The sequence below is a fragment of the Cellulomonas sp. ES6 genome (assembly GCF_030053835.1).
GTDB lineage: Bacteria > Actinomycetota > Actinomycetes > Actinomycetales > Cellulomonadaceae > Cellulomonas.
The window spans coordinates 3405629-3431107 of the sequence record NZ_CP125655.1 but is presented as its reverse complement, the minus strand read 5'-3'; the positions used below and the strand labels follow the sequence as shown (position 1 = coordinate 3431107).

The window sequence follows — 25479 nt, the reverse complement described above, 5'->3', positions numbered from 1 at the left end:
CTCGCCGCGGCGCCCGGGCGCTGACGACGACGCCCGCCGCCCGGCCCGTCGTGGCGGGCAGCGGGTCGGCGGGCGTCGGTGCGGGGTCAGCCGAGGCGGGCGGCGAGGTTCTCGTCGAGCGCCGCGAGGAACTCCTCGGTGGTCAGCCACGCCTGCTCGGGACCGACGAGCAGCGCGAGGTCCTTGGTCATCTTGCCGCTCTCGACCGTCTTGACCACGACGTCCTCGAGGGTCTCCGCGAACTGCGTGACCTCGGGGGTGCCGTCCAGCGTCCCGCGGTGCTTGAGGCCGCCGGTCCAGGCGAAGATCGACGCGATCGGGTTGGTCGACGTCGGCTTGCCCGCCTGGTGCTGGCGGTAGTGCCGGGTGACGGTGCCGTGCGCGGCCTCCGCCTCGACGGTCCGGCCGTCGGGGGTCATGAGCACCGACGTCATGAGGCCGAGCGAGCCGAAGCCCTGCGCGACGGTGTCGGACTGCACGTCACCGTCGTAGTTCTTGCACGCCCAGACGTAGCCGCCCTCCCACTTCATGGCGGAGGCGACCATGTCGTCGATGAGGCGGTGCTCGTACGTCAGGCCGGCCTCGGCGAAGGCGGCCGCGAACTCGGCGTCGAACACCTCCTGGAACAGGTCCTTGAACCGGCCGTCGTAGGCCTTGAGGATCGTGTTCTTGGTCGACAGGTACACCGGGTACTGCCGCTGCAGGCCGTACGCGAACGAGGCGCGCGCGAAGTCGCGGATCGACTCGTCGAAGTTGTACATCGCCATCGCGACGCCCCCGCCCTCGGGGTACGTCACGACCTCCTGCTGGATGGGCTCGGAGCCGTCCGCCGGGGTGAACGTGAGGGTCAGCGTGCCGGCGCCCTGCACGCGGAAGTCGGTGGCCTTGTACTGGTCGCCGTGGGCGTGGCGGCCGATGATGATGGGCTTGTTCCAGCCCGGGACCAGGCGCGGGATGTTGCTGATGATGATCGGCTCGCGGAACACCACGCCGCCGAGGATGTTGCGGATCGTGCCGTTCGGGGAGCGCCACATCTTCTTGAGGCCGAACTCCTCGACGCGCGCCTCGTCGGGCGTGATGGTCGCGCACTTCACGCCGACGCCGTGCTCCTTGATCGCGTGCGCCGCGTCGATCGTGACCTGGTCGTCCGTCGCGTCGCGGTTCTCGATCGACAGGTCGTAGTAGCGCAGGTCGACGTCGAGGTACGGATGGATCAGGCGGTCCTTGATGAACTGCCAGATGATCCGCGTCATCTCGTCACCGTCGAGCTCGACGACCGGTCCAACCACCTTGATCTTCGCCATGGGCGCCAGATTACTTGACGTCGAGAGACTTCGCGGCGCAGGGGCCCGGCGCCGCACAGGGAACGCTGGCATGCTGGACGGATGTGCCCGGTGCGCGCCACGCACCGCATCCGCACCCACCCCGCACCCGGACGAAACGGATGACCATGTCGAAGGACAACCCCGCCGAGGTCCCGGACGCCCCCGAGGCAACCGGCCGGCCGCAGGACGGGACCGCAGCGCCGTCGACCGACACCTCCGCCGCCGCGACCCCGGCGACGCCCGCCCCGGCCGCCCCGGCCGCAGGAGAGCCGACCGCCGCCCCCTCCCCCGCCGCGGCGCCCGCCCCGGCCGCCGTGCCCGTGGGCTACGGCGCGGCGAGCGGCTACGGCACGGCCACGTCCGACATCGAGGACGACGTGGAGATCGAGGCCGTGGCCGCGACGCTCACCGGCCCCTCGCTGGCCGCGCGGCTCGGCGCGGAGCTGTTCGGCTCGTTCGTCGTGCTGCTCGCGGTGATCGGCGCCGGGCTGTTCGCGCAGTTCACCGGGCAGACGCTGGCCGTGGCGCTCGCGTACGGCTTCGGCGTGATCGCGGCGTTCGTCGCCGTCGCGCACGTCTCCGGCGGGCACTTCAACCCGGCGGTCACGCTCGGCTCGGCGGTCGCCGGCCGCACGCCGTGGTCGCACGTGCTGCCGTACTGGGTCGCGCAGGTCGTCGGCGGTGCGCTGGCCGCGGCCGTGCTGTTCGTCGTCGCCTCGTCGTTCCCGCTGCTCGACAGCCGTGAGCGCGAGTTCTTCGGCGGCGCCGCGAACGGCTTCGACGCCCACTCCCCGCTCGCGCTGCAGACCAGCAGCACCGAGGGCTTCAGCGTGGTCGCGGCCCTGCTCATCGAGGCCGTGCTCGTCGCGGTCCTCGTGGGTGTGTACCTCGCCGCGACCGGCCGGCGCTCGTCCCGCGGCCAGGCGGGCGTCGCCATCGGCCTCACGGTCGGCTTCGCGACGCTCGTCGCGCTGCCGGTCACCAACGCCGCCCTCAACCCGGCCCGCGCCACCGCGGCGGCGATCTTCGCCGAGTCGTGGGCGTGGGGCCAGGTGTGGGTGTTCTGGGTCGGCCCGCTCGTCGGCGCGCTCGTCGCGGGCGTGCTGTACCGCGCGTTCGCCGCGGCGCCCGAGGACGACGAGCTGCTGGACGAGGAGCTCGAGATCGAGGCCGTCGAGGTCGAGCCGCTGCGCTGACCCGCGGCACGACGCAGGAGGGGCGGCGACCCGGTCGGGTCGCCGCCCCTCCTGCGTCCCGGGCGTCGCGCGCCCCGGGGTTCGTGCGTCCCGGTGCGTCAGGGCGCCGGGACGGGCACCACCTGCGACAGCACGGCGATGGACACGGCGAGGCCGGCCAGCACCGTCACGTCGGTCGCCCGGCTGCGCACGACCAGGGCCGCCGGGCCGCCGCGCACCACGCCGCGCACGACCGCGCAGCACGCCAGGAACGCGGCCAGCACCAGCGCGCCGACCGGGGTGCCGGCCGCGACGGCGAGCGAGACGACCAGCACCACCGCGAGCGAGATGACCCACAGCGACCAGTTGCGGTCGGCGTCCAGCGAGGCCCGGGCGATCGCGCGCGGGTCGAGGGGACGACCGTCGGCGTCGAACCGCTCGGTGCCCGCAAGCGGGGCCGCGGCGCGGGGTGCGGCGCCCGGGACGTCGGCCGGCTCGGACCCCGGCGGCGCCCCGTCGAGGGCGGGCCACGTCGCCGCCGTGCGCTCGGTCGGCTCCCCGCCGGGGGCGTCGGTGCCGGAGCCGTCCGGCCCGCCCACACCCGCGCCGTCGAGCGGCCGCCCCGCCGGCTCATCCGGCCCGGTCCCGCCGTCGCCGCGGGTCTCGCCGCTCACCTGGTGCTCCCTCCGGTGCGCGCTCCGGGGGCGCGCCGGATCCCGAGCGTACCCGGGCGGTACGGCGCACCGGCGCAGCCCCCGGCTACGGTGACGACGTGCCCGCCTCCGACCGTCCCGCCGTCCCGCCGCACGGGGAGCCGGACGCGCCGCCCGGGTCGGTCGTCGTCGTCGGGGCGGGCCTGGCCGGTGCGCGGACCGTGCTGGAGCTGCGGGCGCAGGGCTTCACCGGGCGGGTGACCGTGCTGGGGGCGGAGCCCGTGGCGCCGTACGACCGTCCTCCGCTGTCGAAGCACCTGCTGGACCGGCCGGCGCCCGCGTGGCTCGCGGACGAGCTCGGCGCGGACGCCCTGGAGCTCGCCGACGAGGTGCGGCTCGGCACACCGGCGACCGGCCTGGACCTGACGGGGCCGCAGGTGGTCGTGCGGACCGCGGACGACGACGTGACCGGCGACGCCGTCGTCGTCGCGACCGGCGCGGCGGCGGTGCGGCCGCCCGGCTGGGACGCGGCGCACACCCTGCACACCGCCGCGGACGCCGGACGCCTGCGGGCGGCGCTCGGGGTCGGCGCGCCGGCGTCGTCGTCCGCCGCGCCGACCGGCCCGTACGGCGTCCCCGCCGGGCGCCGGCTCGTCGTGGTCGGCGCCGGGTGGGTCGGCGCGGAGGTGGCGACGGTCGCCGCGGCGGCCGGGGCGGACGTGACCGTCGTCGAGGCCCGCCCGGAGCCGCTCGGCGCCGTGCTCGGTCCGCGGGTCGGCGGGCTGACGGTGCCCTGGTACGCGGCCGCGGGCGTGCGGCTGCTCGCCGGGGTGCCGGTCGCGGCCGTGGCCGCCGACGCCGTGACGCTCGCCGACGGCACCGTGCTCCCCGCGGACGCGGTGCTCGTGGCGGTCGGTGCGCGGCCCGCGACGGCCTGGCTCGCCGGGGTGCTCCCCACCGGCCCGGACGGGGCGGTGCGGGTCGACGAGCTGTACGCCCCGCTCGGGGTCCGGGCGCGCGTCCGGGTGGTCGGCGACGCGGCGACGCGGCGCTCCGCCCGGCACGGCTGGGTGCCGGGCGGGCACTGGGACGCGGCCCTGCGCGGACCGGCGGTCGCGGTGGCCGGGCTGCTCGGCCGGGAGCCCGCCGAGCCGGACGTCGCGCCGTACGTGTTCTCGACGCAGCTCGGGCACGAGCTGGCGCTGCACGGCGTGCCCGGGGCGGCCGACGAGGTGCTGCTGCGCGGCGACCCCGCGGCGGCCGACGGCTGGTCCGCGCTGTGGTTCGAGCCCGGGACGGACCGGCTCACGGCCGTGTTCTGCGTCGACCGGCCGCGCGACGTCGGCGGGGCGCGCCGGCTGTTCTCGGGCGCCGCGCTGCCGGTGCTCGACCGCGCGCGGGCCGCCGACCCCGCCGTGCCGCTCGCCCGGGCGCTCGCGGGCTGACGTCGACCGGCCGGGGTGCGCCCGGCGGGGGCGGGCCCGCACGTCCGGTCAGTCGGCGGGCTCGGCCGACGGCGACGCGCTCGGCGACGCGCTCGGGGTCGGGGTCGGGGACGCGCTCGGCGACGCGCTCGCCTGGGCCGCGGCCGCGGCCGCGAGCTGACCCGCCACCTCCGTGACGAACGTGCTCAGCGCCGCCGGGTCGTCGAGGGCGCCCGTGTAGGCGCGCCCGCCCACCAGCAGCACCGGGCTGGTCGTCACGCTGCCGACGTCGAACGGGACGGAGTCCGCCGCCCGGTCGGTCGCCTCGCGCGCCCAGTCCGTGAAGCCGCCCGAGCGCACGCAGTCCGCCACCGCGTCGTCCCGCGCGCCGGCGTCCTGCACGAGCGCGACGAGCTCGTCGTCGTCCAGCCCGTCCGCGTCGAGCCCCGGCTGGGCGGCCAGCAGCGCCTCGTGCACCGCCAGCACCGCGTCGGGCTGCCCGTCCGCGACGCACGCGAGCGCCCCGGCGGCGCGCAGAGAGTAGTCGCCGGTGGTGACGGTGGCGGGGGTGGTGGTGGCCGACGCGGACGGCTCCGGGGACGCGGTCGTCGAGGCCGACGGCGCGGCCACCGTGGTGCCGTCGAGCAGCGCCAGCGGGTGCACCTCCAGCGTGGCGTTCCCCGCGGTCACCCACTGCGCGATCTCCGACCCGTCCGCCTGCCAGAGCGCCGCGGCCTCCGGCGAGCGGTAGTCGACGTACAGGACGAGGTCGAGCACGCCGGACGTGCGGTCGACCGCGGTGGCCACGGGGGCGCTGCCGGCGGGGATCGCGTCGGTCGGCACGACGGAGACGGTGGAGCCGTCGCCGGACAGCACGACGCCGTCGGACAGCATGCCGAGCGGGCCGACCTGCCCGGCGCGCACCGACGCCTGGACGAGCAGCACGGCGACGACGCCCGCGGCGACCGCCCCGGTCCCCGCCCCCGCCCAGCCGAGCCGCCGGTTCCGGCGCCGGCGCCGGGCCTCCCGCTCCCGCTGGAGCCGGGCGAGCTCGCGGGCGAGCGCCTTGCGCTCCTTCTTGGGCAGCTTCTGCTGGTCGGCGGGGCGCGCGGTCATCGGTGGCTTCCTCCGGCGGGGGCGACGGTCCGGTGACGGGCGCGCCGTCACCGGACCGAGGCTCCCGCGGTCACCTGGCCGCGACCTGGGGCGGGTCTGCGAGCTGCCTGTGGACTCGCAGGTACCCGGGTCCGCGACCTCGCGCCCGCCTCACCCGCGCGCGAACCGCAGCGTCACCAGCTGGAACGGGCGCACCTCGAGGGTCGCGGTCGCGCCGCCCGCCCCGGCCAGGGCACGCGGCTCCACCTCCCGCTCCAGCAGGTCCACCTCGCGCACGCCGGACGCGGCGAACCCCGGCGTCACCACCGCCCGCCCGCGCGCGCCGTGCGCCTCGTACAGCCGCACCACGACGTCGCCGGACCCGTCGTCCGCCAGCTTCACGGCCTCCACGACGACGCCCGCACCCGACACGGCGACCAGGGGGTCGACGGCCGCCGCGCCCCGGACCTCGCGGACCGGCAGGTTCGTCCGGTAGCCGTCCACCACCGCCTCGGGGATGCCCGCGCCGACGTGCAGCACCGTGCGGAACCGGTGCGCGCCCTGGTCGGCCTCCGGGTCGGGGAACAGCGGAGCCCGCAGCAGCGACTGGCGCACCACCGTCGCGGTGCCACCGCCGGGCAGCGGGGACCGCGTGACGTCGTGGCCGTAGGTGGCGTCGTTCGCCACCGAGACGCCGTAGCCGGGCTCGCCGACGTGCACCCAGCGGTGCGCGCAGATCTCGTAGCGCGCCGCGTCCCACGAGGTGTTCGTGTGCGTCGGCCGCACGACGTGGCCGAACTGCGTCTCGGCGGCCGAGCGGTCGGCGTGCACGTCCAGCGGGAACGCCAGCTTGAGGAGCCGCTGCCGCTCGTGCCAGTCGACCTCCGTGTCGATCTCGACGGCACGCGTGCCCGGGCGGAAGGTCAGCTCCTGCACGACCGTGGAGTCGCCGACCCGCCGGGAGGTGCGGACCACCGCGCGGTCGGGCTTCTCGGCCACCACCTCGACCGCGTCGGCGTCGACCAGGTCCTGCACGGTCCGGCGGTACTCGGCGTCGATGTCCCACGCGTCCCACTGCCGGGGCACGTCCCGGTGCAGCTGCAGCAGGTTGGCCACGGTGCCCGGCGCGACGACCTCCCGGTCGGCCACGAGGTCCCGCACCGAGGCGAGCTGGCCGCCCGCGGTCAGCCGGACGTCCAGCACGTCGGTCCGCACCCGCAGCGTGCCGTCGTCGCTGCGCAGCACCTGCACGGTGCCCGGCCCGTCGGCCCCGGGCCCGTCGACCGCGTCCGCCGCACCGCCCGGCCCCGCCGCGCCGCCGGCCCCACCGTCGGCGGCCACCGCGCCGCCGAGCGCGGGCACCCCGTCGCGCGCGTGCGGTGCCGCGTTGAGCCGGACGGTCGCGTCGCCGTCGCCGACGAGCACCGCGAGCGCCGCCCCGATCACGGCTTCCGCCCGCCGCTCGACGTCGGCGTACGCCTCCTCCGCCTGCCGGTACACCCAGCCGATCGACGAGCCGGGCAGGATGTCGTGGAACTGGTGCAGCAGGACCACCCGCCACAGCGCGCGCAGCTCGTCGGCCGGGTAGTGAGCCCCGGTCCGCACGGTGGCCGTCGCCGCCCACAGCTCGGCCTCGCGCAGCAGGTGCTCGCTGCGCCGGTTGCCGCGCTTGGTCCGCGCCTGCGACGTGTAGGTGCCGCGGTGGTACTCCAGGTACATCTCGCCGGACCAGACCGCGGGCGTGCCCGGGCCGGCGGCGGCGAGCTCCGCCTCGGCGCGCTCGAAGAACGTGTTCGGCGAGCCCAGCTCGACCTCGGGCAGTCCTCCGAGGGACCGCGCCCGGTCGGCGGCGGCGAGCATCTCCCGCGTCGGGCCGCCGCCGCCGTCGCCCCAGCCGAACGGGACCAGCGACTCGGACGCCACGTCCTTGTCCGCGAAGTTCCGCTCGGCGTGCACGAGCTCGCGCGGGGACAGGTCGGAGTTGTAGGTGTCGACCGGCGGGAAGTGCGCGAGCACCCGGGAGCCGTCGATGCCCTCCCACGTGAACGTGTGGTGCGGCATCCGGTTCGTGTCGTTCCAGGACAGCTTCTGCGACAGGAACCACCGCGACCCCGCGGCGCGGACGATCTGCGGCAGCGCGCCGGTGTAGCCGAAGGAGTCGGGCAGCCAGACGTCCTGCGTCTCGACGCCGAGCTCCTCGAGGAAGTACCGCTTGCCCTCGACCATCTGCCGGGCGAGCGCCTCGCCGCCGGGCATGTTCGTGTCCGACTCCACCCACATCCCGCCGACGGGGACGAACTGCCCCGCGGCGACCTTCGCGCGGATCCGCTCGAACAGCTCGGGGTGCCGCTCGGCGACCCACGCGTACTGCTGCGCGGACGAGCAGGCGAACACGAAGTCCGGCCGCTCGTCCATGAGCGCCACCACGCTGGCGAACGTCCGGGAGCACTTGCGCACGGTCTCCCGGGCCGGCCACAGCCACGCGGAGTCGATGTGCGCGTGGCCGGTCGCGAGCACGCGGTGCCCGCCGGGCGCCGCGGGCACGTCGAGCACGGGCCGCAGCACCGCCCGGCCGGCGGTCGCCGTCCCCGCGACGTCGTGCGGGTCCACCGCGTCGACGACGAGGTCCAGGGCCCGCAGCGCGCGCGCCCAGCGGGTGGAGCCGCGGTCGCCGGTCTCCACCAGGCCCTGCACCACCAGCAGGTCCTGCCACAGCTCCCACACCTCGACGTCGCGCAGCACGACCTCGGCGGACCGCAGCGCGTACAGCGGGTCGGTGCCGGCGGTGAGCGGGTCGCCGAGCGGGGTGGGGCCGTACCAGGTGCTGCTGCCGACGTCCGGGTTCCCCGCGGCCTCGACGTAGACGTCCACGCGCGGCTCGGCCCACGGCACCGCCTGGTTGCGGGGCGACAGGCCCTTGACCGCGACGCCGTCGGGCCGCAGCACGAGGCCCTCCGCCTGGAACCCGGGCTGCGTCGTCGTGAACCCCAGGTCGATGGCGAGCTCGACGGTGTGCCGCCCCGCCCGCACGGCCTCGGACGCGAGCCAGCCCTCCGGCACCGCGCCGGTCATCCGGAACCACGTCGTGCTCCACGGCGCCCCCCACGCCGTCCCCGGCGGCGCGGCCACGTACTCCTGCGCGACGGCCTCCGCGAACGGCACGGGCTCCCCCGGCGCGGTCCAGGCGGTGACGGTGAGCGGCGCCCGGCCGGCGACCAGGGCCGGGGTGAGGCGCTCGTGCAGGAACCGCTGCACGCGCTGCAGGACGGTGGCGGCGGCGTCGACGGGCATGGCTGGACCTTCCGGTGGGGTGCGGGTGGACGGGGACGACGGGGCGGGGCCGGTCAGCCCTTGACGGCGCCGGACATGGCGAACGAGCCGCCGGAGAACCGCTGCACCAGCAGGTACAGCACGAGCACCGGCACGGAGTAGAGGATCGAGAACGCGGCGAGCCTGCCGTAGGCGACCGTGCCGTACGTGCCGAAGAAGCTGTAGATCGCGACCGCGGCCGGCTGGTTGTCCGGCGAGAACAGCAGCACGAACGGGACGAAGAAGTTCCCCCACGCCTGCGTGAACACGAAGATGAACACCACCGCGATGCCGGGCCGCATGAGCGGGACGACGATGCGCCGCAGGGCGGTCATCGACCCGGCGCCGTCCACCCAGGCGGCCTCCTCCAGGGACACCGGCACGGAGTCCATGAAGTTCTTGGTCATCCAGATGGCCATGGGCAGCGAGGTCGCCGCGAGGAAGAACACCGTGCCGGGCACCGAGTCGAGCAGCCCCAGGTTCACGAACAGCGCGTAGACCGGGACCATCATCGCGGTGATCGGCAGGCAGGTGCCGAACAGGATGGCGTAGAGGAACGGCTTGCGGAACCGCATCTGGTACCGCGACAGCGGGTAGGCCGCGAGCACGGACGCCAGGACGGTGAGCACCGCCGTCCCGCCGGAGATGAGCGTCGAGTTCCACAGCGGCCGGAACGTCGCCTCCCACGTGAGGATCTGCGCGACGTTGTCCGTCGTGAGGGAGTCCGGCACCCGCACCGAGACGGTGGCCGCGGGGTCGAGGGCCGCCAGCAGGATCCACGCGAGCGGCACCAGGAACGCGACGCCGACCAGCACCAGCGCCGCCGCCACGAGCACGCGGCCGCTGCGCCGGCGGGGCGCGGCGACGGACGGCACCGGCCGGGGGCGGCGCGGCCGGCCGGACGGCGCGACGGGGGCGGTCGGGGCGGTGAGCGCGGCCATCAGTCGACCTCCGGCTTGAGCACGCGGATGTACACGATCGAGAAGACGGCCCCGACCAGCAGCGTCACGGTCGCGATGGCCGTGCCGTAGCCGACCTGCGCGAACTTGAACGCCTCCTGGTACGCCAGCACCGGCAGCGTCGAGGAGTCCGTGCCCGGCCCGCCGCCGGTCATCACCCAGATGAGCGTGAAGACCGCGAGCGTCTGGAGCGTGGTGAGCATGAGGTTCGTCGACACCGACCGCCGGATCATCGGCAGCGTGATGCGGAAGAACCGCTGCGGCCCGGTGGCGCCGTCGATCGCGGCGGCCTCCGTGACGTCGGGCGGGACCTCCGACAGCGCGGCGCCGTAGACCATCATCGAGAACGCCGTGCCGCGCCAGATGTTCGCGAGGATCACGGCGAGCATCGGGAACGTGATGAGCCACGTCGGCCCGGTCAGCCCGACCCACCCGAGCACCTGGTTGAGCGTGCCGTCGGTGGAGAAGAACGCGTAGAGCGCGAACGCCGCCACGATCTCCGGCAGCACCCACGCGACCACGACCAGCGCCGACACCACCGCGCGCAGCGGCCGGGACGCCGCCCGCAGCAGCAGCGCCAGCGCCATGCCGAGCACGTTCTGCCCGACCACCGCCGAGGCGCCGACGAACACGACGGTCAGCACGACGGCCTTCCAGAAGTCCCCGTCCGCGAACAGCGACGCGTAGTTGTCGAGCCCCACGAACTCGGGGTTGGCCGCGCGGTACCCCGTCAGCGCCTGGTCGGTGAGCGAGCCGTAGAACGACCACAGCACCGGTCCGGCGAGGAACACCGCCATGAGCGCGACGGCCGGCAGCAGGGGCAGCAGCCGCAGCGCGGTCCGCCCCGGGCGGCGGCGGGGCCGGGAGCCGGGCCCCCGGTCCGCCGCCGCCCGGTCGAGCGTGAGGGCCGTCATCAGCCGGCGGCCTGCGTCGCGTCCTCGCCGACGATGGACACCAGCCCCTCGTCGTACGCGGCGGCGGCCTCCTCCGGCGTCGCCTGCCCGGTCGCCACCGACTCGGCCGCGACCTGGATGTTGGACGAGATCTGCGAGTAGTCGGGCGTCGCGGGCCGGAAGTGCGTGTACTCGACCAGCGAGCTGAAGAACTCGAACGACGGGTTGTAGTCGAGGTACTCCGGGTCCTCCGCCACGTCGGTGCGCACGGCGATCTGGGAGTTCTCGGTGTCGTACTTCAGCGAGTTCTCGCGGTTCAGGGCGGTGGCGATGAAGTCGAACGCGGCCTGCGGGTCGTTAGCGTGCGCGCCGACGGCGAGCGTCCAGCCGCCGGACATCGACGTGAAGCCCGGGTCCTGCCCGTCCTGGGTCGGCATCGCCGCCATGCCCAGCGTGTCCTCCCACTCGGGCCACGCGTTGTCGCCGGTGATCCAGCCGCCGGGCAGCCACGAGCCGTCGACGGCCATGGCGAGCTTGCCCTGCGGCAGCAGCTCGGTGGCGACGCGGGCGCCGACCGACGCGTCGAGCGCGATGTCGAGCGACGGCGCGAGGCCCTCCGAGTAGATGGTCCGGAGGAACCCGAGCGAGTCGACGAAGCCCTGCGAGCCGGTGACCCACTTCTGGGAGTCGGCGTCGTACAGCTCGTCGTCCGTGCCGTACAGCAGCATCTCGAAGCCCTGCATCGTGGTCGCCTCGCCCGCGGCCTTGCCGGCGTAGACGTTCAGCGGCGTCACGTCGGGCAGCTCGGCCTTGACGGTGCGCGCGGCCTCCAGCACGTCGTCCCAGGTCTCGGGCTGCCAGTCGGTCGGCAGGCCGGCCTGCTCGAACAGGTCCTTGTTGTAGAAGATGCCGCGGGTGTCGGTGCCCATCGAGACGCCGTACACCTGGCCGTCGTCGCCGAGCCCGGCCTGGCGGGCGTTCTCCGGGAACTGGTCCCAGTCCTCCCACGCCTCGACGTACTCGTCGATCGGCTGCAGGTACCCGGCCGCGGCGTCCGAGCGGATCTGGAACGTGTCCTCGTAGATGACGTCGGGGGCCGTGCCGGCGGAGCCGTTCATGAGGGCGAGCTTGGTGAAGTACTGGTCCTGCTCGGCCTCGATGGCCACCAGCTCGACGGTCATGCCCTCGTGGGCGGCCTCGTACTCGTCCTTGGCCTTCTTCAGGACGTCGTCGAGCTGCACGAACTGCGCGGTCTTCTGGTAGGCGACGGTGATGGTGGTGTCGTCGCCGGCGCTCTCGCCCCCGCCGCTGCCGCAGGCGGCCACGAGGCCGAGGGCGAGGACGGCTCCGGACGCGAGGACGGGCTTCTGCAGACGCATGGATGCTCCTTTGCTCCACGGGCACGGTCCGTGGCGGCGCTGCCAGGACCCCGATAACTACAACGTCTGGATGAATTGCTGTCAAGGGGTCGCCCCCGCCCGGCACCCCCCGTGCCGCCGGGCGATGTCAAAGATGTTTGACACGGCGCCCACGGTGCCCCTACGGTCGCGATGTCAAACATCTTTGACACACGGAGAGCGAGGGGCCATGTCCTACCAGGAGAAGAACACCTGGGCGTACGGCGTCGTCGCCGTCCTCGGGTACGCCGCCTACCTCGCCGTGGTGCTGACGCGGGCGGACGGCGGCGCCCTGACGGACGTCGCCTACGCCGGCCCGATGCTCGCCACCGTCGGGGCCGCGGTGGCCGCAGGGATCCTCGCGGGGATCGTGCTCGGCGCCCTCTCGCCCGACCGTGCGGTCCGGGACGAGCGGGAGCGGGAGATCGAGCGGCTCGGCGAGCACGTCGGCCAGGCGTTCCTCGTGCTCGGCGGCGTCGGGGCCCTCCTGCTGGCGCTGCGGGAGGCGGACCACTTCTGGATCGCCAACACGCTGTACCTCGGGTTCGTGCTGTCGGCGGTGCTGTCCGCCGCCGCGCGGCTCGTGGCGTTCCGGCGGGGGGTCGGCCCGTGGTGAGGCCCACGTCCGTGACCAACCGGGTCCGCGCGCTGCGCACGGAGCAGGGCCTCACCCAGGCGCAGCTCGCGGCGACCCTCGGCGTCACGCGCCAGACCGTCATCGCCGTGGAGCAGGGGCGGTACTCGCCCTCGCTCGAGCTGGCGTTCCAGATCGCCCGCGCCCTGGGGCGGCCGATCGACCAGGTGTTCGCGTACGAGCCGGAGGGAGACCGGGCATGAGGGCGGTGGTGCGGGAGCGGTACGGGGACTCGTCGGTGCTGCGGGTGGTGCGGCGGGCCGACCCGCCGGCGCCGGTGCGCGACCAGGTGCTCGTCGAGGTGGGGACCGCGGGCGTGAACATGGCGGACTGGCACCTCATGACGGGGCTGCCGTCGGTGGCCCGGCTGGTGTTCGGCGTGCGGGCCCCGCGCGAGCACGGGCTGGGCCGCGACCTCGCCGGCGTCGTCCGGGCGGTCGGGCCCGAGGTCGCGTCGCTGCGGCCCGGCGACGCCGTGCTCGGCACCGCGCCGGCCGCGTTCGCGGAGCTGGCGCTGACCCGTGAGCGCGCCCTGGCCCGGATCCCGGAGGGGGTCCGTCCCGAGCACGCCGCCGCGGTGCCGACCGCGGGGACGACGGCCCTGCACGCCCTGCGGGCGGCGCGGGTGGGTGCGGGCTCGCGGGTCCTCGTGCTCGGGGCCGGCGGCGGCGTGGGGTCCCTCGCGGTGCGGCTGGCGGTCCTCGCGGGGGCCCGGGTCACGGCCGCGACCTCACCGGGCAAGGCCGCGACGGTCCGTGCGCTGGGGCCGGAGTCGGTGGTGGACCGGTCCGACCGGTCCGCGTGGGGCACGGGGTACGACGGCGTGGTCGTCACCGGCGGGCTGGACCCGCTGCGCGACCTGCGCCGGCTGCTCGCACCGCGCGGCGCGCTGGCCCTCGTCGGGGCCGAGGGCGGCGGCGACGTCCTCGGCGGCGGCACCACCCGCCAGCTGCGGGCCGCGCTGCTGTCGCCGTTCGTCCGCCAGCACCTGGTGGGCGTCGTCTCGCGCGACGACCCGGCCGCCCTGGCCCGGCTGCGCGACCTGCTCGCCGACGGCTCGCTGGTGCCGGCCGTGGAGCGCGTGCTGCCGCTCGAGCGCGCGGCCGAGGCCGTCGACCACCTCGCGTCGGGCGCCGCCCGCGGCAAGGTGCTGCTGGCCGTCAGCTCACCAGCAGCAGGTCCGTCGGCCGGGGGGTGAACGCCCGGCCCAGCAGGATGCAGCCGGCCCCGACCGCCCCGACCTGCGGCCCGAACTCCGACGACGCCACGGTGAGCGGGTGCCCGCCCGGGACCGGGTGCGCGGCGACCTCCGCGGCGAGCGCGTCCGCCGCGAACGGGGCGATCCGGTCCCACAGCGGGCCGCCGACCAGGATCGCCGGCAGGTCCAGCAGGTCCGTCAGCACGCCGGCCGCCATGCCGACGCGGCGTCCCGCCAGGCGCAGCACGTCCCGCGCCCCGGCGTGGCCGGCCGCCGCCGCGGCGCACAGCGCGGAGACGGCCTCGTCGACCGCGCGCGGGTCGCTCCCGTCGCCCCAGCCGGGCAGTGCGACGCCCGCCGCGCGCCCCTGCTCCGCCAGCGCCTCCGCCCGCAGCACCGCGCCCAGGCAGCCGCGGCGCCCGCACCAGCAGGGGGCGCCGTCCGGGTCGGCGACCAGGTGCCCGGACTCCCCCGCGTTGCCCGAGACCCCCCGCACCACCTCGTCGTGCAGCACCGTCGACACCGCGACGCCGGTGCCGAGGTAGAAGAACACGAAGTCCGACGACCGCTCCTGCGGGTGCCACAGGTGGGCGCACGCCGCCGCGGTCACGTCCTTGTCGAGCACCGCCAGCAGGCCGGTCCGCTCGGCGACCGCGTCCCGCAGCGGGACGTCGTGCCAGCCGGGCAGGTGCGGCGGGTCCAGCACCACACCGGCGTCGACGTCGATCGGCCCCGGGGCGGCGATGCCCACCCCGAGCACGCGGTCGCGCTCGACCTCCGCGGATGCGAGCAGCCCCTCGATCTCCCCGACCAGGCCGTCCACGACGGCGCCCGGGTCCTCCGGCACCGGCGTGGGGCGCTGCCGCCGCGCGACCACGGCGCCCGACAGGTCCAGCAGCACGAACGTCATCGTCGCCGGGTCCAGGTGGACACCCACCGCGAACCGGCTCACCGGGTTCAGCCGCAGCAGCGTGCCCGGCCGGCCGGGCCCCGAGCGCGCGGTGGCGCCCTCCTCCACGACGAGCCCGAGGTCCAGCAGCCGCCGGGCGACGTTCGTGACGGTCTGCGGCGACAGCCCCGTGCGCCGTGCGACGTCGGCCCGCGCGAGGCCGCCGCCGGCGCGCCGGACGACGTCGAGGACCACCGTCTGGTTGAAGTCCCCCATCCGGGGCAGGTTGGTCCCGCGCCGCATGCCGCCTCCCCTCACGCCGACCCGCGCCGCGGCCCTGCGTCGCCGGTCCGGCTGCATCATGGCAGACGGCGGGGGCCGGGCCGCCGGACGGTGGTCCCGTCGGCCGGCCCGGCCGGTGCCGCCGGCGGCGACCTCAGTGCGCGAAGTGCCGGGTGCCGGTCAGGTAGAGCGTCACGCCCGCGGCCTGCGCCGCCGCGACGACCTCCTCGTCCCGCACCGAGCCGCCGGGCTGCACGACGGCGCGCACCCCCGCGTCGAGCAGCACCTGCAGGCCGTCCGCGAACGGGAAGAACGCGTCCGAGGCCGCGACCGCGCCGCGCGCCCGCTCGGCGCCGCCGGCGTTCGCCCGCTCGACCGCGAGCCGGCAGGAGTCGACCCGGTTGACCTGGCCCATCCCGACGCCGACCGACGCGCCGTCCGCCGCCAGCAGGATGGCGTTCGACTTCACGGCACGCACCGCGCGCCACGCGAACGCGAGGTCGGCCAGGGTGGCCCCGTCGGCCGCGTCGCCGGCCGCGAGCGTCCACGTCGCCGGGTCGTCGCCGGGGGCGTCGACGCGGTCCACCTGCTGCACCAGCAGCCCGCCGCTCACCGGGCGCATCTCGACGACGGCGGACGGGGCGCCCTCGACCACCAGCAGGCGGACGTTCTTCTTGCGCTGCAGCACCTCGAGCGCCTCCGGCTCGTACGCCGGCGCGACGACGACCTCGGTGAACACCTCGGCGATCTGCTGCGCCGCCGCGAGCGTGACCGTGCCGTTGGCGGCGATGACCCCGCCGTACGCGGAGACCGGGTCGCAGGCGTGCGCCTTGGCGTGGGCGTCCGCGATGTCCGTGCCGACGGCGATGCCGCACGGGTTCGCGTGCTTGATGATCGCGACCGCCGGGCCCTCGTGGTCGTGCGCCGCGCGCCACGCGGCGTCGGCGTCCACGTAGTTGTTGTACGACATGGCCTTGCCGTGCAGCTGCGTCGCCTGCGCGAGCCCGGCCGGGCCTTGCGCGGAGGTGTAGACGGCGGCGCGCTGGTGCGGGTTCTCGCCGTACCGCAGCACGTCCGCGCGCTCCCACGTCGCCCCCACCCAGGCGGGGAACCCGGTGCTGACGCCGTCGACCTCGTCCGTCGTCGTCGCGACGTTCCCCATCCAGGACGCCACGGCCACGTCGTAGCTCGCGGTGTGCACGAACGCCTGCGCCGCGAGCCGGGTGCGCTCCGCCAGCGTGAAGCCGCCGGCGCCGACGGCCGCGACGACGTCCGGGTAGGCCGACGGGTCGACGACCACCGCGACGCTCGGGTGGTTCTTCGCCGCCGCGCGCACCATCGACGGGCCGCCGATGTCGATCTGCTCGACGCACTCGTCCGGCGTCGCCCCGGAGGCCACCGTCTGCGTGAACGGGTACAGGTTGACGACCACCAGCTCGAACGGGGCGACGCCGAGCTCGTCGAGCTGCGCCAGGTGCTCCGGCCGGCGGGTGTCCGCCAGGATGCCCGCGTGCACCCGCGGGTGCAGCGTCTTCACGCGCCCGTCGAGGCACTCCGGGAACCCCGTCAGGTCCTCGACGCGCGTCACCGGGACGCCGGCCGCGGCCACGGTCGCCGCCGTCGAGCCGGTGGACACCAGCTCGACGCCGGCCCCGTGCAGGGCGGTCGCGAGCTCGACGAGGCCCGCCTTGTCGTAGACGGACAGCAGCGCGCGGCGGACGGGGCGCCGGGTGGCGTCCGCGGTCGGGTCGGCGACGGGCGCGACGGGGGGCAGGCTGGCGTGGGACATGCGGTCCTCCGGGTCGGGCGGGCACCACGGCGGGTGCCACGGTGGTCGGACCCGAGCACCCAGGCGGACGGTGCGACGGCGGGAACTGCGGCCGCTCCCCGGTGGTCGATTCCACCTCTCGCCAGTCACGGCCGGGACGAGCCTACCCGAGCCCGACGGTGACCGACCGGCCCTCCACCCGCATCCCCTCGGCCACGACCCGGGCCACCCAGGTGACCAGCAGCTCGCGCTCCGCGACCTTGATCCGCTCGTGCAGCGTCGGCTCGTCGTCGCCGTCCAGCACCGGCACCGCGACCTGCGCCACGACCGGTCCGGTGTCGACGCCCGCGTCCACGACGTGCAGCGTGCAGCCCGTGACCTTCGCCCCGAACGCGAGCGCGTCGCGGACGGCGTGCGCCCCCGGGAACGACGGCAGCAGGGCGGGGTGGGTGTTCACGACCCGGTTCTCCCAGCGCTCCAGCACCGGGGCCCCGAGGATGCGCATGAACCCCGCCGACACCACGAGGTCCGGCCGGAACACGCCGATCGCGTCCGCGAGCGCCCGGTCCCAGGCGCCGCGGTCCTCGAAGTCGCCCGGCGCCACCACCGCGGTCGGCACGCCGGCGTCGCGGGCCAGCGCCAGGCCACCGGCCCCCGCACGGTCGGCCACCACCCCGACCACCCGCGCGGGGTACCCGGGGGTGCCGTGCGCGGCGAGCAGGGCCGCGAGGTTGGTGCCGGCCCCGGAGACCAGGACCACGACGCGTCCCGCCGCGCGGGTGCCGGGCCGGTGGGACGCCGCGGGGCCCACGGCGGGGCCGGGGACGGGGCCGGACGGGCTCGCGGGCGCGGGGACGGGGGTCACGGGGCGACACCCTAGCCGGGCCGTGCGGGAGAATGCCGTGGTGAGCAACCCCTACGCGCCGCCGCCGGCCGGTCCGCAGCGCCCGCCCTCCCGGGAGGACGCCCCGGCGCGCACCGGGCAGGGCGGCGAGCCGCCCGAGGCACGGGAGGCGGACGACCGCGGCGCCGCGCGGCCGGACCCCGACCGTCTCGTGGCCGAGGTCTCCCGGCTCGGGGGCGGGAGGCATGCCCGCCGGCCCCGCGACCGGGGCACGGCCGGCGCTGCCGCCGGCCCGCACGGGCACCGGGGCGGCACGTCCGCCGCTGCCGCCACCGGACCCCGAGGCGGTGCTGCGCGTCGGCCGGCTGGTGCGGCACTTCGGCGTCTGGCTGCTCGCGGGCGTCGCGGTCAGCCTGCTGCCGCTGCCCTGGCGCGTCGCGACCGTGGCGTTCCTGGCCGGCGCGGTGGTCACCGGGATCCGGGCGCTGCGGGCGGTCGCGGTGGCGCGGATGCGCGGCGGCCTGCTGCCGCTGCTCGTGGCGGGCCTGGCGCTCACGGGCCTGCTCGGCGCGGGCACGCTCGGCTCGTTCGCCCTGTGGCCGGCGGAGACCGCCCGGCAGGAGTGCCTGTCGGGCGCGCTCACCGTCTCGGCGCAGGCCGCGTGCGACCGCGCGTACGAGGACGCGCTCGACGACCTCACCGGCGGGATCACCGGCGGACCCTGACGGCCGCGTCGCCGGAGCCGCCGGACGGCACACGGGGGCGTCAGGCCCCGCCGGCCCCGTCCTCGCGGGGCGTGCCGCCCGCACCGCGCGCCGTTGAGCCCGCGCCGGGACCCGCCCCGGCTGCACCCGCCGGACCGGCGCCCGTCGCCGCGGCGCCGTCCCGTGCGGCAGTGCCGTCCGTGGCCGGCGGCCGCACGCCCCGCCCGGTGACCGCGTCGCGGGAGCGCCGGAGCGCGGACGCCACCGCCGCCCGCACGTGCCGGTCCCCGGGCAGCAGCACCACCAGCGCGCCCAGCGCGACCCCCGCGGCCACGGCGAGCCCGACCGGCAGCGGGTCCGGGCCGAGGTCGGCCATCCGGCCGGGCCCGATCCCCCCGCGTGCGAGGGCCGCCAGCAGCACCGCGCCGAGCCCCGCCGTCGCGGCGGCCGTCGCACCGGCGACGAACGGGTCCCGGGCGCGCTGCGTGACAAGGCGGCGACGCAGCACGACGGCCGTCACGGCACCGGCCAGCACCGTCACCACGGGCGCGGCGAGCAGCACACCGCCCGTCACGTCGGGGGCGGGCAGGGCACCGAGCAGCGGCACGGCGGGCAGGGCACCGGCGTCCACCTCGGCGATCCCGAAGCTCGTCCCGGTCCCGACGGCGAACCCCGGCCCGACCAGCCAGGACAGGGCCCAGAGCACCAGCGTCGGCACGTAGGCGAGCTCCCCCAGCGCGAGGACGGCCCCGCCGACGGGGTCGAGGTCGAGGCCGCGCACGACCTCGGCCACCGCGGTCCGGCCCGTCACCACCCAGAGCGCGGCGAGCAGCGTCGCGCCCAGCACGAGCGTGGCCAGGGCGGTCGTCCCGGCCGCGACGCCGTGCGCCACGGGCTCGGGCAGCCGGGTGCGGACCGGCTCGAGCACGTCGCGCAGCCGCGGCGCCTCCGGCCGGCGCAGCAGCCCGGTCCCCAGCCCGACGGCGGAGAGCACGATCGCGCCGAGCACCCCGGCGCCGATGTGCAGCAGGGGCACGCCGGTGGCGAGACCGGCGACGAGCACGACGCCCGTGTACGCCGCCACGCCCGCGCCCAGCGCCGACCGCGTGGCGTAGCCGGACCGGCGGGCGGACGCGTAGCAGCCGAACAGGGCGAGCGCGGTCAGGCCGAGCGGCACCAGCGTCACGCCCGGCGCCAGCGTCATCGGCACGCCGTGGGCGAGCAGCCACAGCCCGGTCGCGACCGACACGGCGTGCGTCCACGGCACACCGGACGCGGCCGGCGCCGAGGACGTCGCCACGTACGCCGCGACCGACGGCAGCACCACCACGAGCAGCGACAGCAGCGCCGCCTGCAGCCCGGCGAGCAACCCGCCGACCCAGCGCGGGGCGCCGTCCAGGTCGCTGACGAAGAACCGCGGCGGCGCCGAGTCGTCCAGCACCCGGCGTCGCGGGCGGGGACGGGTTCCGGGCGCGCTGCTCACCGCCCCATGGTCGCCGCCCGCACGGCCCCGGACGCCGAACCGCCCCGGCGCGCCGCGGGATGACCCGGGGCGCGCCGGGGCGGCCGGCGCGGCGTGCGCGTCAGGACAGCAGCGCCCGGGCGAGCTCCGCGGTCTCGGTCGGGGTGGTCCCGACCTTGACGCCCGCGGCCTCGAGGGCCTCCTTCTTGGCCTGCGCCGTGCCGGCCGAGCCCGAGACGATGGCGCCGGCGTGGCCCATCGTCTTGCCCTCCGGCGCGGTGAAGCCGGCGACGTACGCGACGACCGGCTTCGTGACGTGCTCGGCGATGTACGCCGCGGCCCGCTCCTCCGCGTCGCCGCCGATCTCGCCGATGAGCACGACCAGGTCGGTCTCCGGGTCGGCCTCGAACGCCGCGAGGGCGTCGATGTGCGTCGTGCCGATGATCGGGTCGCCGCCGATGCCGACGGCGGTGGAGAACCCGAGGTCCCGCAGCTCGTACATCATCTGGTAGGTCAGCGTGCCGGACTTCGACACCAGGCCGATGCGGCCGGGCCCCGTGATGTCCGCGGGGATGATGCCGACGTTCGACTTCCCGGGGCTGATGAGACCCGGGCAGTTCGGGCCGACCAGCCGCACGCCCTTGTCCTGCGCGTAGGCGAAGAACTCGGCGGTGTCGGCCACCGGGACGCCCTCGGTGATGATCACGACCAGCGGCACGCCCGCGTCGACGGCCTCGATCACGGCCGCCTTGGTGAACGCCGGCGGCACGAAGATCACGGACACGTCGGCCCGGGTCGCCTCGACGGCGTCGCGCACCGTGCCGAACACCGGGATCGCCACGGTGAGGCCGGAGCCGTCGCCGCGCGGGTACTCCACGCTGGTGCCGGCCTTGCGCGGGTTCACGCCGCCGACGATGGTCGTGCCGGCGGCGAGCATGCGGGTGGTGTGCTTGCTGCCTTCGGACCCGGTCATGCCCTGCACGATGACCTTGGAGTCCGCGGTCAGGAAGATCGCCATGGGGTTGCTCTCTCGTCTCTCGCGTCGCTGCGTGCGGTCGGTCGTCAGGCGGTCGCGGCCAGGCGGGCGGCCTCGGCCGCTCCCCCGTCCATGGTCTCGGCCAGCGTGACGAGCGGGTGCGCCGCGTCCCGCAGGATGCGCCGGCCCGCGACCACGTTGTTGCCGTCGAGCCGCACGACCAGCGGCTTGGTGGCCTGGTCGCCCAGGATCCCCAGCGCCGCGACGATGCCGTTGGCGACCGCGTCGCACGCGGTGATGCCGCCGAACACGTTGACGAACACGGCCTTGACCTGCGGGTCGGACAGGATGATGTCGAGCCCGGCCGCCATGACCTCCGCCGACGCGCCGCCGCCGATGTCGAGGAAGTTCGCCGGCTTGACGCCGCCGTGCTCCCGGCCCGCGTACGCGACGACGTCGAGCGTGCTCATGACCAGCCCGGCGCCGTTGCCGATCACGCCGACCTCGCCGTCGAGCTTCACGTAGTTGAGGTCCTTGGCCTTCGCCTTCGCCTCGAGCGGGTCGGCGGCGGCGGCGTCCTCGAGCGCGGCGTGGTCCTCGTGCCGGAACTCCGCGTTGCCGTCGAGCGTGACCTTGCCGTCGAGCGCGACCACGTCACCGGCCTCGGTCAGGACGAGCGGGTTCACCTCGACGAGCGTCGCGTCCTCCTCGCGGTAGACGTCCCAGAGCCTCGTCAGCACCGCGGCGACCTTCGGGGCCACCGCGGCGTCGAAGCCGGCGGCCGCGACGATCTCGTCGGCCTTCGCGGCGTCGATGCCGGTCCGCGGGTCCACCGGGACCCGCGCGAGGGCCTCCGGGCGCTCGACCGCGAGCTGCTCGATCTCCATGCCGCCCTCGACGCTCGCCATGGCGAGGTACCGGCGCTCGGCGCGGTCGAGCAGCAGGGAGAAGTAGTACTCCTCCGCGATGCTCGCGCCCGCGGCGACCATGACGCGGTGCACGGTGTGGCCCTTGATGTCCATGCCGAGGATCTCGGCGGCCCGCGCCTCGGCCTCGTCCGCGGAGCGCGCGATCTTGACGCCGCCGGCCTTCCCGCGGCCACCGGTCTTCACCTGCGCCTTGACGACGACCACGCCCGTGGCGCCCTCGGCGGCCAGCAGCGCCTCGGCCGCGGCCCGCGCCTCGGCGGGCGTCGTCGCGACGATCCCTCCCAGGACGGGTACCCCGTGCCGCTCGAACATGTCACGTGCCTGGTACTCGAACAGGTCCACCTGCTGCGGTCCTTCCGTCGCCCTGCGTCCCGTGGCGGGATCCGGCTGCTCTGCCGCGGACGATGGTAGCCCCGCCCCGGCGGTTTATCTCTACGTCGAGATATGTGACCCGGGTCGCACGACCGGGGACGTCGGCGTCAAGCAGGGTTGACAGCGGGGCGCGCGTCAACCATCGTTGACACATGACCGAGGCACCCGACCCGACCGGCGCGCTCGCCGACGCCACCGCCGCCGACCCGGCCGCCGGCCTGCGCGCCGTCCGCTCCCTGCGCGCGCTCGCCGACCGGCTCGAGACGCTGCAGGTGCTCCGCGCACGCGAGCTCGGCTGGTCGTGGCAGGACATCGCCGACGCCCTGGGCGTGAGCCGCCAGGCCGTGCACCAGAAGCACCACCGCCGCACCACCTGACCCCGCCCGACGAGGAGGACGACATGTTCGAGAGGTTCACCACCGGCGCGCGGCAGGCCGTCGTCGCCGCGCAGGAGGTCGCGCGCGACCTCGGCGACCCGCAGATCTCCCCCGCGCACCTCCTGGTCGCGGTCGCCTCCTCGTCGGACCCGGCCGCGCAGGCGCTCGCCGCGCACGGCGCGGACCGGCAGGCCCTGCTCGACCGGTTCGACACCGACGGCCTCGACGCCTCGGCGCTCGCCGCGCTCGGCATCGACCTCGAGGCCGTCCGGCGCCGGGCCGACGCCGTCTTCGGCGCCGGTGCCCTCGAGCGCGCCGGCGGCCGACGCCGCGCCCCGTCCGGGCACGTGCCGTTCACGCGGGACGCGAAGAAGACGCTCGAGATCGCGCTGCGGGAGGCCGTCCGGCTGGGCCACCGCCGGATCGGGGCCGGGCACGTCCTGCTCGCGGTCGTCCGGCTGGACCGGACCGACGGGCACCTGCTGCTGCGCCGGTGCGGGGTCGACCCGGCCGCGCTCGCCGCCGACGTCACGGCGCGCCTGGCGGACGAGGCCGCCGCCTGACGCGTCCCCCGGGCGGGTGACACGTCACCGCACGTCATCCGCCCGCGTCGGCTAGCGTGCCCTCGGACGTCGAGACACCCCGGGGGCGAGATGAGTTCGATCGACGAGACGCTGGCGCACCTGCGCCGGGCGGCGGCCTCGACCGCCGCGACGCTGGCGGCGGTCCGTGCCGCGGCGCCCGAGGAGACCACCGCGACCGACGACAGCGGTGCCGTCGCCGTCGCCGTCGACCGCCGCGGGCGCCCCGTGGGCGTGCGCGTCGCGGACGACTGGAACCGCCGCACGACACCGGAGGAGCTGGGGCGCGTGGTGCTCGCGGCCGCCGGGGCCGCCACCGCCGACCTGGGTCGCGCGATGTCGGAGGCGCTGCGCGCGGACGCGGGCGCGGCGGCCGACGCGCTGCCGGCCGAGCCGGTCGCCGTGCCCACGTTCGACGGCACCCCGCGGCCGCTCACCGAGCTCGCCGAGCTCGCCGTCGCGCAGCTCAGCGGGGCCGCGGCCGCGGAACCCGCCGCGCCGGCCACCGCGACCGGGTCGGCCGGCGCCCACGTGACCGTGACGCTCGCCGCGACCGGGCTCGTCGGCTGCGACGTCGACCCCCGCTGGGCCGCACCGCAGTCCGGCGTCGCGCTGTCGACGGCGGTCAACCAGGCGCTCGGTGAGGCGGCGCGGGCGCTGGTCGCCCTCGACGGGCGCCGGCAGGAGCAGGACACCGTGCTGGCGGAGGCGTTCGCGCACCTGCGCGCCCTCGCGCCGGCGACCACCGACGGGGAGGCGCGGGCATGAGCGAGATCGACGTCGTCACCAGCGCGCTGCGCTCGGAGGCGCAGACCTGGGACGCGGAGGCGGACGCCATCGGGCAGGTCGCCGCGTCCGTCGACGGGCTGCGGCTGAACTACCTGACCGCCGGCATCTTCGCCCTGGTGGTCGCCGACCACGAGGCCGCGGTGGACCAGGTCGCCGCGCGGTGCCGCGAGGGGGCGACCGCCATGCGCGACATCGCCACCGCGCTGCGAGCCAACGCCCAGGCCTACGACGACCGCGATGCCGACGTCGCCGACCACGTCGACGGCGCGTACTGACGAGGGGGACCGATGAGCGACTTCAGCACGGCCACGTTCCAGGCCACCATCGAGGGGCTCCAGACCGGGCTCTCGGACCTGTCCGGGCAGCTCGCGCGCGTCGGCCCGGCCGTCCGGTCCGCCACGTCGATCCCGCTGATGCCCGACTTCGTCAAGGACGGGCTGGTGTGGTGCGGCGAGAAGCTGCTGGAGATCGGGCAGGCGGTGCTCGACAAGATCGGCGAGCTGCTGCTCGGCGCGGCCGCCCCCGTGGCGTTCTTCTTCCGCGCGTCCGACTGGCACGAGAACGTCGGCGGTCCGGCGTCGGGCGTCGCGGCGTCGGTCAACCCGAACGCGCTGCGCGCCACCCGCGACTGGACCGGTGACGCGGCGACCTCCTACTCCCGCTCGGTCGCCGGGCAGACGACGGCGGCGGCCGCGATCCAGGGCGTCTCCTCCAGCATGGCGACGTCCCTGGTGACCTGCGCGGTCGCCGGCCTCGCGTTCTACGTCGCGATCGGCGTCATCCTGGTCAAGCTCATCGTCGCGACGATCGCGGCCATCGCGGCGCTCGGCTCCGTGGTGTTCTCCTGGGCGGGCGTGGGCATCATCATCGAGGAGGCCGCGGTGAACACCGGGCTCATCGTCGCCGCCGTGACCACCCTCGTCGCCGTGCTCGGCGCGCAGGGCAACGCGATCGTCCAGATCAAGGGTGCGGTGTCGTCCGGGGCCGCGTTCCCGGGCGGTGCGTGGCCGGAGGGTGCCGCGTGACCGGGCCGGCCGGTACGCCCGGCGTCCCGGACCCGCGCGGTCCGCTGTCCCCCGCGGCGCAGGAGCGTCGCCGCCGCACCGCGCTCGGCGTGACCGGCGGCGTCGGCGCCGTGGTGCTGCTCGCGATCGCCTGGGCGCTCGGGCGCAGCGTGGGTGCGGGCGCGGTCGTCGTGCTGCTCGGGCTGGTCGTGGTGATCGGCGTCCTGGCTGCGCTCCTCATCGGGTCGGACCGCCGGCGGCGCGCCGCGACCGCACCCGCCGACCCGGCGCAGCGCGCCACCCCGTCGCTCGACCTCGACCGGGTCCGTGCGCAGCACGCGCAGGGCGGCACGGCCGCGGCGGTCCGCGAGGTCCGGCGCCAGGCGCCCTGGCTGAGCCTCGCGGAGGCCGCCGCGGTGGTGGAGCGGCTCGGCTGACGG

At 76.3% G+C, this 25479-nt stretch carries 25 protein-coding genes and 1 riboswitch; of the genes, 12 read left to right on the top strand and 13 right to left on the bottom strand.

Annotated features, from left to right (window positions below; all coding sequences use genetic code 11):
* Nucleotides 1-86 precede the first annotated feature (86 nt).
* Nucleotides 87-1304, bottom strand: a complete 1218-nt coding sequence (locus tag P9841_RS16010; protein WP_283319586.1) for an NADP-dependent isocitrate dehydrogenase — start codon at nucleotides 1302-1304, stop codon at nucleotides 87-89.
* A gap of 140 nt (nucleotides 1305-1444) precedes the next feature.
* Between P9841_RS16010 and P9841_RS16005 the strand changes: the two genes are divergently transcribed.
* Complete coding sequence (locus P9841_RS16005; protein WP_283319585.1) at nucleotides 1445-2521, top strand: aquaporin; 1077 nt, start codon at nucleotides 1445-1447, stop codon at nucleotides 2519-2521.
* Between the two features lie 98 nt (nucleotides 2522-2619).
* Here the strand turns inward: P9841_RS16005 and P9841_RS16000 are convergent, their stop codons facing one another.
* Entirely contained in the window at nucleotides 2620-3174 is a 555-nt protein-coding gene (locus P9841_RS16000; protein ID WP_283319584.1) for a DUF3017 domain-containing protein, read from the bottom strand.
* Nucleotides 3175-3272: 98 nt separating this feature from the next.
* Between P9841_RS16000 and P9841_RS15995 the strand changes: the two genes are divergently transcribed.
* Nucleotides 3273-4598, top strand: a complete 1326-nt coding sequence (locus P9841_RS15995; RefSeq protein WP_283319583.1) for an FAD-dependent oxidoreductase — start codon at nucleotides 3273-3275, stop codon at nucleotides 4596-4598.
* Between the two features lie 48 nt (nucleotides 4599-4646).
* Here the strand turns inward: P9841_RS15995 and P9841_RS15990 are convergent, their stop codons facing one another.
* From P9841_RS15990 to P9841_RS15970, 5 genes are all read right to left on the bottom strand, one after another.
* Nucleotides 4647-5693 (bottom strand): DsbA family protein, encoded by a 1047-nt coding sequence (locus P9841_RS15990; protein ID WP_283319582.1) that lies wholly within the window; start codon nucleotides 5691-5693, stop codon nucleotides 4647-4649.
* A 150-nt stretch (nucleotides 5694-5843) separates the two neighbouring features.
* Nucleotides 5844-8963, bottom strand: coding sequence for an alpha-mannosidase (locus P9841_RS15985; protein WP_283319581.1), 3120 nt, complete (start codon nucleotides 8961-8963; stop codon nucleotides 5844-5846).
* 53 nt (nucleotides 8964-9016) lie between these two features.
* Entirely contained in the window at nucleotides 9017-9922 is a 906-nt protein-coding gene (locus P9841_RS15980) for a carbohydrate ABC transporter permease (RefSeq protein ID WP_283319580.1), read from the bottom strand.
* Nucleotides 9922-10854 carry a carbohydrate ABC transporter permease gene (locus P9841_RS15975; RefSeq protein ID WP_283319579.1) on the bottom strand — a complete coding sequence of 311 codons (933 nt, stop codon included), beginning with the start codon at nucleotides 10852-10854 and terminating at the stop codon, nucleotides 9922-9924. The genes P9841_RS15980 and P9841_RS15975 overlap by 1 nt, the downstream gene beginning before the upstream one ends.
* A complete protein-coding gene (locus tag P9841_RS15970; RefSeq protein WP_283319578.1) occupies nucleotides 10854-12212 on the bottom strand; it encodes an extracellular solute-binding protein in 1359 nt (452 codons plus the stop codon). The genes P9841_RS15975 and P9841_RS15970 overlap by 1 nt, the downstream gene beginning before the upstream one ends.
* Nucleotides 12213-12420: 208 nt before the next feature.
* Between P9841_RS15970 and P9841_RS15965 the strand changes: the two genes are divergently transcribed.
* The 3 genes from P9841_RS15965 to P9841_RS15955 are packed head-to-tail and all read left to right on the top strand — an operon-like array spanning nucleotide 12421 to nucleotide 14062.
* Entirely contained in the window at nucleotides 12421-12846 is a 426-nt protein-coding gene (locus P9841_RS15965; protein ID WP_283319577.1) for a hypothetical protein, read from the top strand.
* Nucleotides 12840-13067 (top strand): helix-turn-helix transcriptional regulator, encoded by a 228-nt coding sequence (locus P9841_RS15960; RefSeq protein ID WP_283319576.1) that lies wholly within the window; start codon nucleotides 12840-12842, stop codon nucleotides 13065-13067. The genes P9841_RS15965 and P9841_RS15960 overlap by 7 nt, the downstream gene beginning before the upstream one ends.
* On the top strand, nucleotides 13064-14062 hold the full coding sequence (locus tag P9841_RS15955) for an NAD(P)-dependent alcohol dehydrogenase (RefSeq protein WP_283319575.1): 999 nt from the start codon (nucleotides 13064-13066) through the stop codon (nucleotides 14060-14062). Before P9841_RS15960 ends, P9841_RS15955 begins: the two co-directional genes overlap by 4 nt.
* Here P9841_RS15955 and P9841_RS15950 read toward each other — a convergent pair.
* The 3 genes from P9841_RS15950 to purN form a co-directional block, all read right to left on the bottom strand.
* Nucleotides 14025-15254 (bottom strand): ROK family transcriptional regulator, encoded by a 1230-nt coding sequence (locus tag P9841_RS15950; protein WP_283319574.1) that lies wholly within the window; start codon nucleotides 15252-15254, stop codon nucleotides 14025-14027. The genes P9841_RS15955 and P9841_RS15950 overlap by 38 nt on opposite strands.
* Before the next feature lie 133 nt (nucleotides 15255-15387).
* The gene (gene purH / locus P9841_RS15945; RefSeq protein WP_283319573.1) at nucleotides 15388-17022 is read right to left on the bottom strand and encodes a bifunctional phosphoribosylaminoimidazolecarboxamide formyltransferase/IMP cyclohydrolase; all 1635 of its coding nucleotides are present in this window, start codon (nucleotides 17020-17022) and stop codon (nucleotides 15388-15390) included.
* Between the two features lie 50 nt (nucleotides 17023-17072).
* Nucleotides 17073-17161: riboswitch (ZMP/ZTP riboswitch) on the bottom strand.
* 3 nt (nucleotides 17162-17164) lie between these two features.
* Entirely contained in the window at nucleotides 17165-17812 is a 648-nt protein-coding gene (purN, locus tag P9841_RS15940) for a phosphoribosylglycinamide formyltransferase (RefSeq protein WP_283321983.1), read from the bottom strand.
* Nucleotides 17813-18090: 278 nt separating this feature from the next.
* On the opposite strand from purN, the gene P9841_RS15935 reads away from it, so the two are divergent.
* A complete protein-coding gene (locus tag P9841_RS15935) occupies nucleotides 18091-18570 on the top strand; it encodes a hypothetical protein (RefSeq protein ID WP_283319572.1) in 480 nt (159 codons plus the stop codon).
* Nucleotides 18571-18610: 40 nt separating this feature from the next.
* Here the strand turns inward: P9841_RS15935 and P9841_RS15930 are convergent, their stop codons facing one another.
* The 3 genes from P9841_RS15930 to sucC form a co-directional block, all read right to left on the bottom strand.
* Nucleotides 18611-20032: a cell division protein PerM gene (locus P9841_RS15930; protein ID WP_283319571.1), complete on the bottom strand. Its 1422-nt coding sequence runs from the start codon at nucleotides 20030-20032 to the stop codon at nucleotides 18611-18613.
* A gap of 100 nt (nucleotides 20033-20132) precedes the next feature.
* Nucleotides 20133-21029 (bottom strand): succinate--CoA ligase subunit alpha, encoded by an 897-nt coding sequence (gene sucD / locus P9841_RS15925; RefSeq protein ID WP_283319570.1) that lies wholly within the window; start codon nucleotides 21027-21029, stop codon nucleotides 20133-20135.
* A gap of 44 nt (nucleotides 21030-21073) precedes the next feature.
* Nucleotides 21074-22258, bottom strand: a complete 1185-nt coding sequence (gene sucC, locus P9841_RS15920; RefSeq protein WP_283319569.1) for an ADP-forming succinate--CoA ligase subunit beta — start codon at nucleotides 22256-22258, stop codon at nucleotides 21074-21076.
* Between the two features lie 182 nt (nucleotides 22259-22440).
* On the opposite strand from sucC, the gene P9841_RS15915 reads away from it, so the two are divergent.
* The 6 genes from P9841_RS15915 to P9841_RS15890 all read left to right on the top strand — a co-directional run bounded on the left by P9841_RS15915 (nucleotide 22441) and on the right by P9841_RS15890 (nucleotide 25476).
* Nucleotides 22441-22665, top strand: coding sequence for a helix-turn-helix domain-containing protein (locus tag P9841_RS15915; protein WP_283319568.1), 225 nt, complete (start codon nucleotides 22441-22443; stop codon nucleotides 22663-22665).
* Nucleotides 22666-22688: 23 nt separating this feature from the next.
* Complete coding sequence (locus P9841_RS15910; protein WP_283319567.1) at nucleotides 22689-23228, top strand: Clp protease N-terminal domain-containing protein; 540 nt, start codon at nucleotides 22689-22691, stop codon at nucleotides 23226-23228.
* Nucleotides 23229-23318: 90 nt separating this feature from the next.
* Nucleotides 23319-24014, top strand: a complete 696-nt coding sequence (locus P9841_RS15905; protein WP_283319566.1) for a hypothetical protein — start codon at nucleotides 23319-23321, stop codon at nucleotides 24012-24014.
* Nucleotides 24011-24310: a type VII secretion target gene (locus tag P9841_RS15900; RefSeq protein ID WP_283319565.1), complete on the top strand. Its 300-nt coding sequence runs from the start codon at nucleotides 24011-24013 to the stop codon at nucleotides 24308-24310. The genes P9841_RS15905 and P9841_RS15900 overlap by 4 nt, the downstream gene beginning before the upstream one ends.
* 12 nt (nucleotides 24311-24322) lie before the next feature.
* Nucleotides 24323-25060 carry a hypothetical protein gene (locus tag P9841_RS15895; RefSeq protein ID WP_283319564.1) on the top strand — a complete coding sequence of 246 codons (738 nt, stop codon included), beginning with the start codon at nucleotides 24323-24325 and terminating at the stop codon, nucleotides 25058-25060.
* Nucleotides 25057-25476: a hypothetical protein gene (locus tag P9841_RS15890; RefSeq protein ID WP_283319563.1), complete on the top strand. Its 420-nt coding sequence runs from the start codon at nucleotides 25057-25059 to the stop codon at nucleotides 25474-25476. Before P9841_RS15895 ends, P9841_RS15890 begins: the two co-directional genes overlap by 4 nt.
* Nucleotides 25477-25479: the final 3 nt, after the last annotated feature.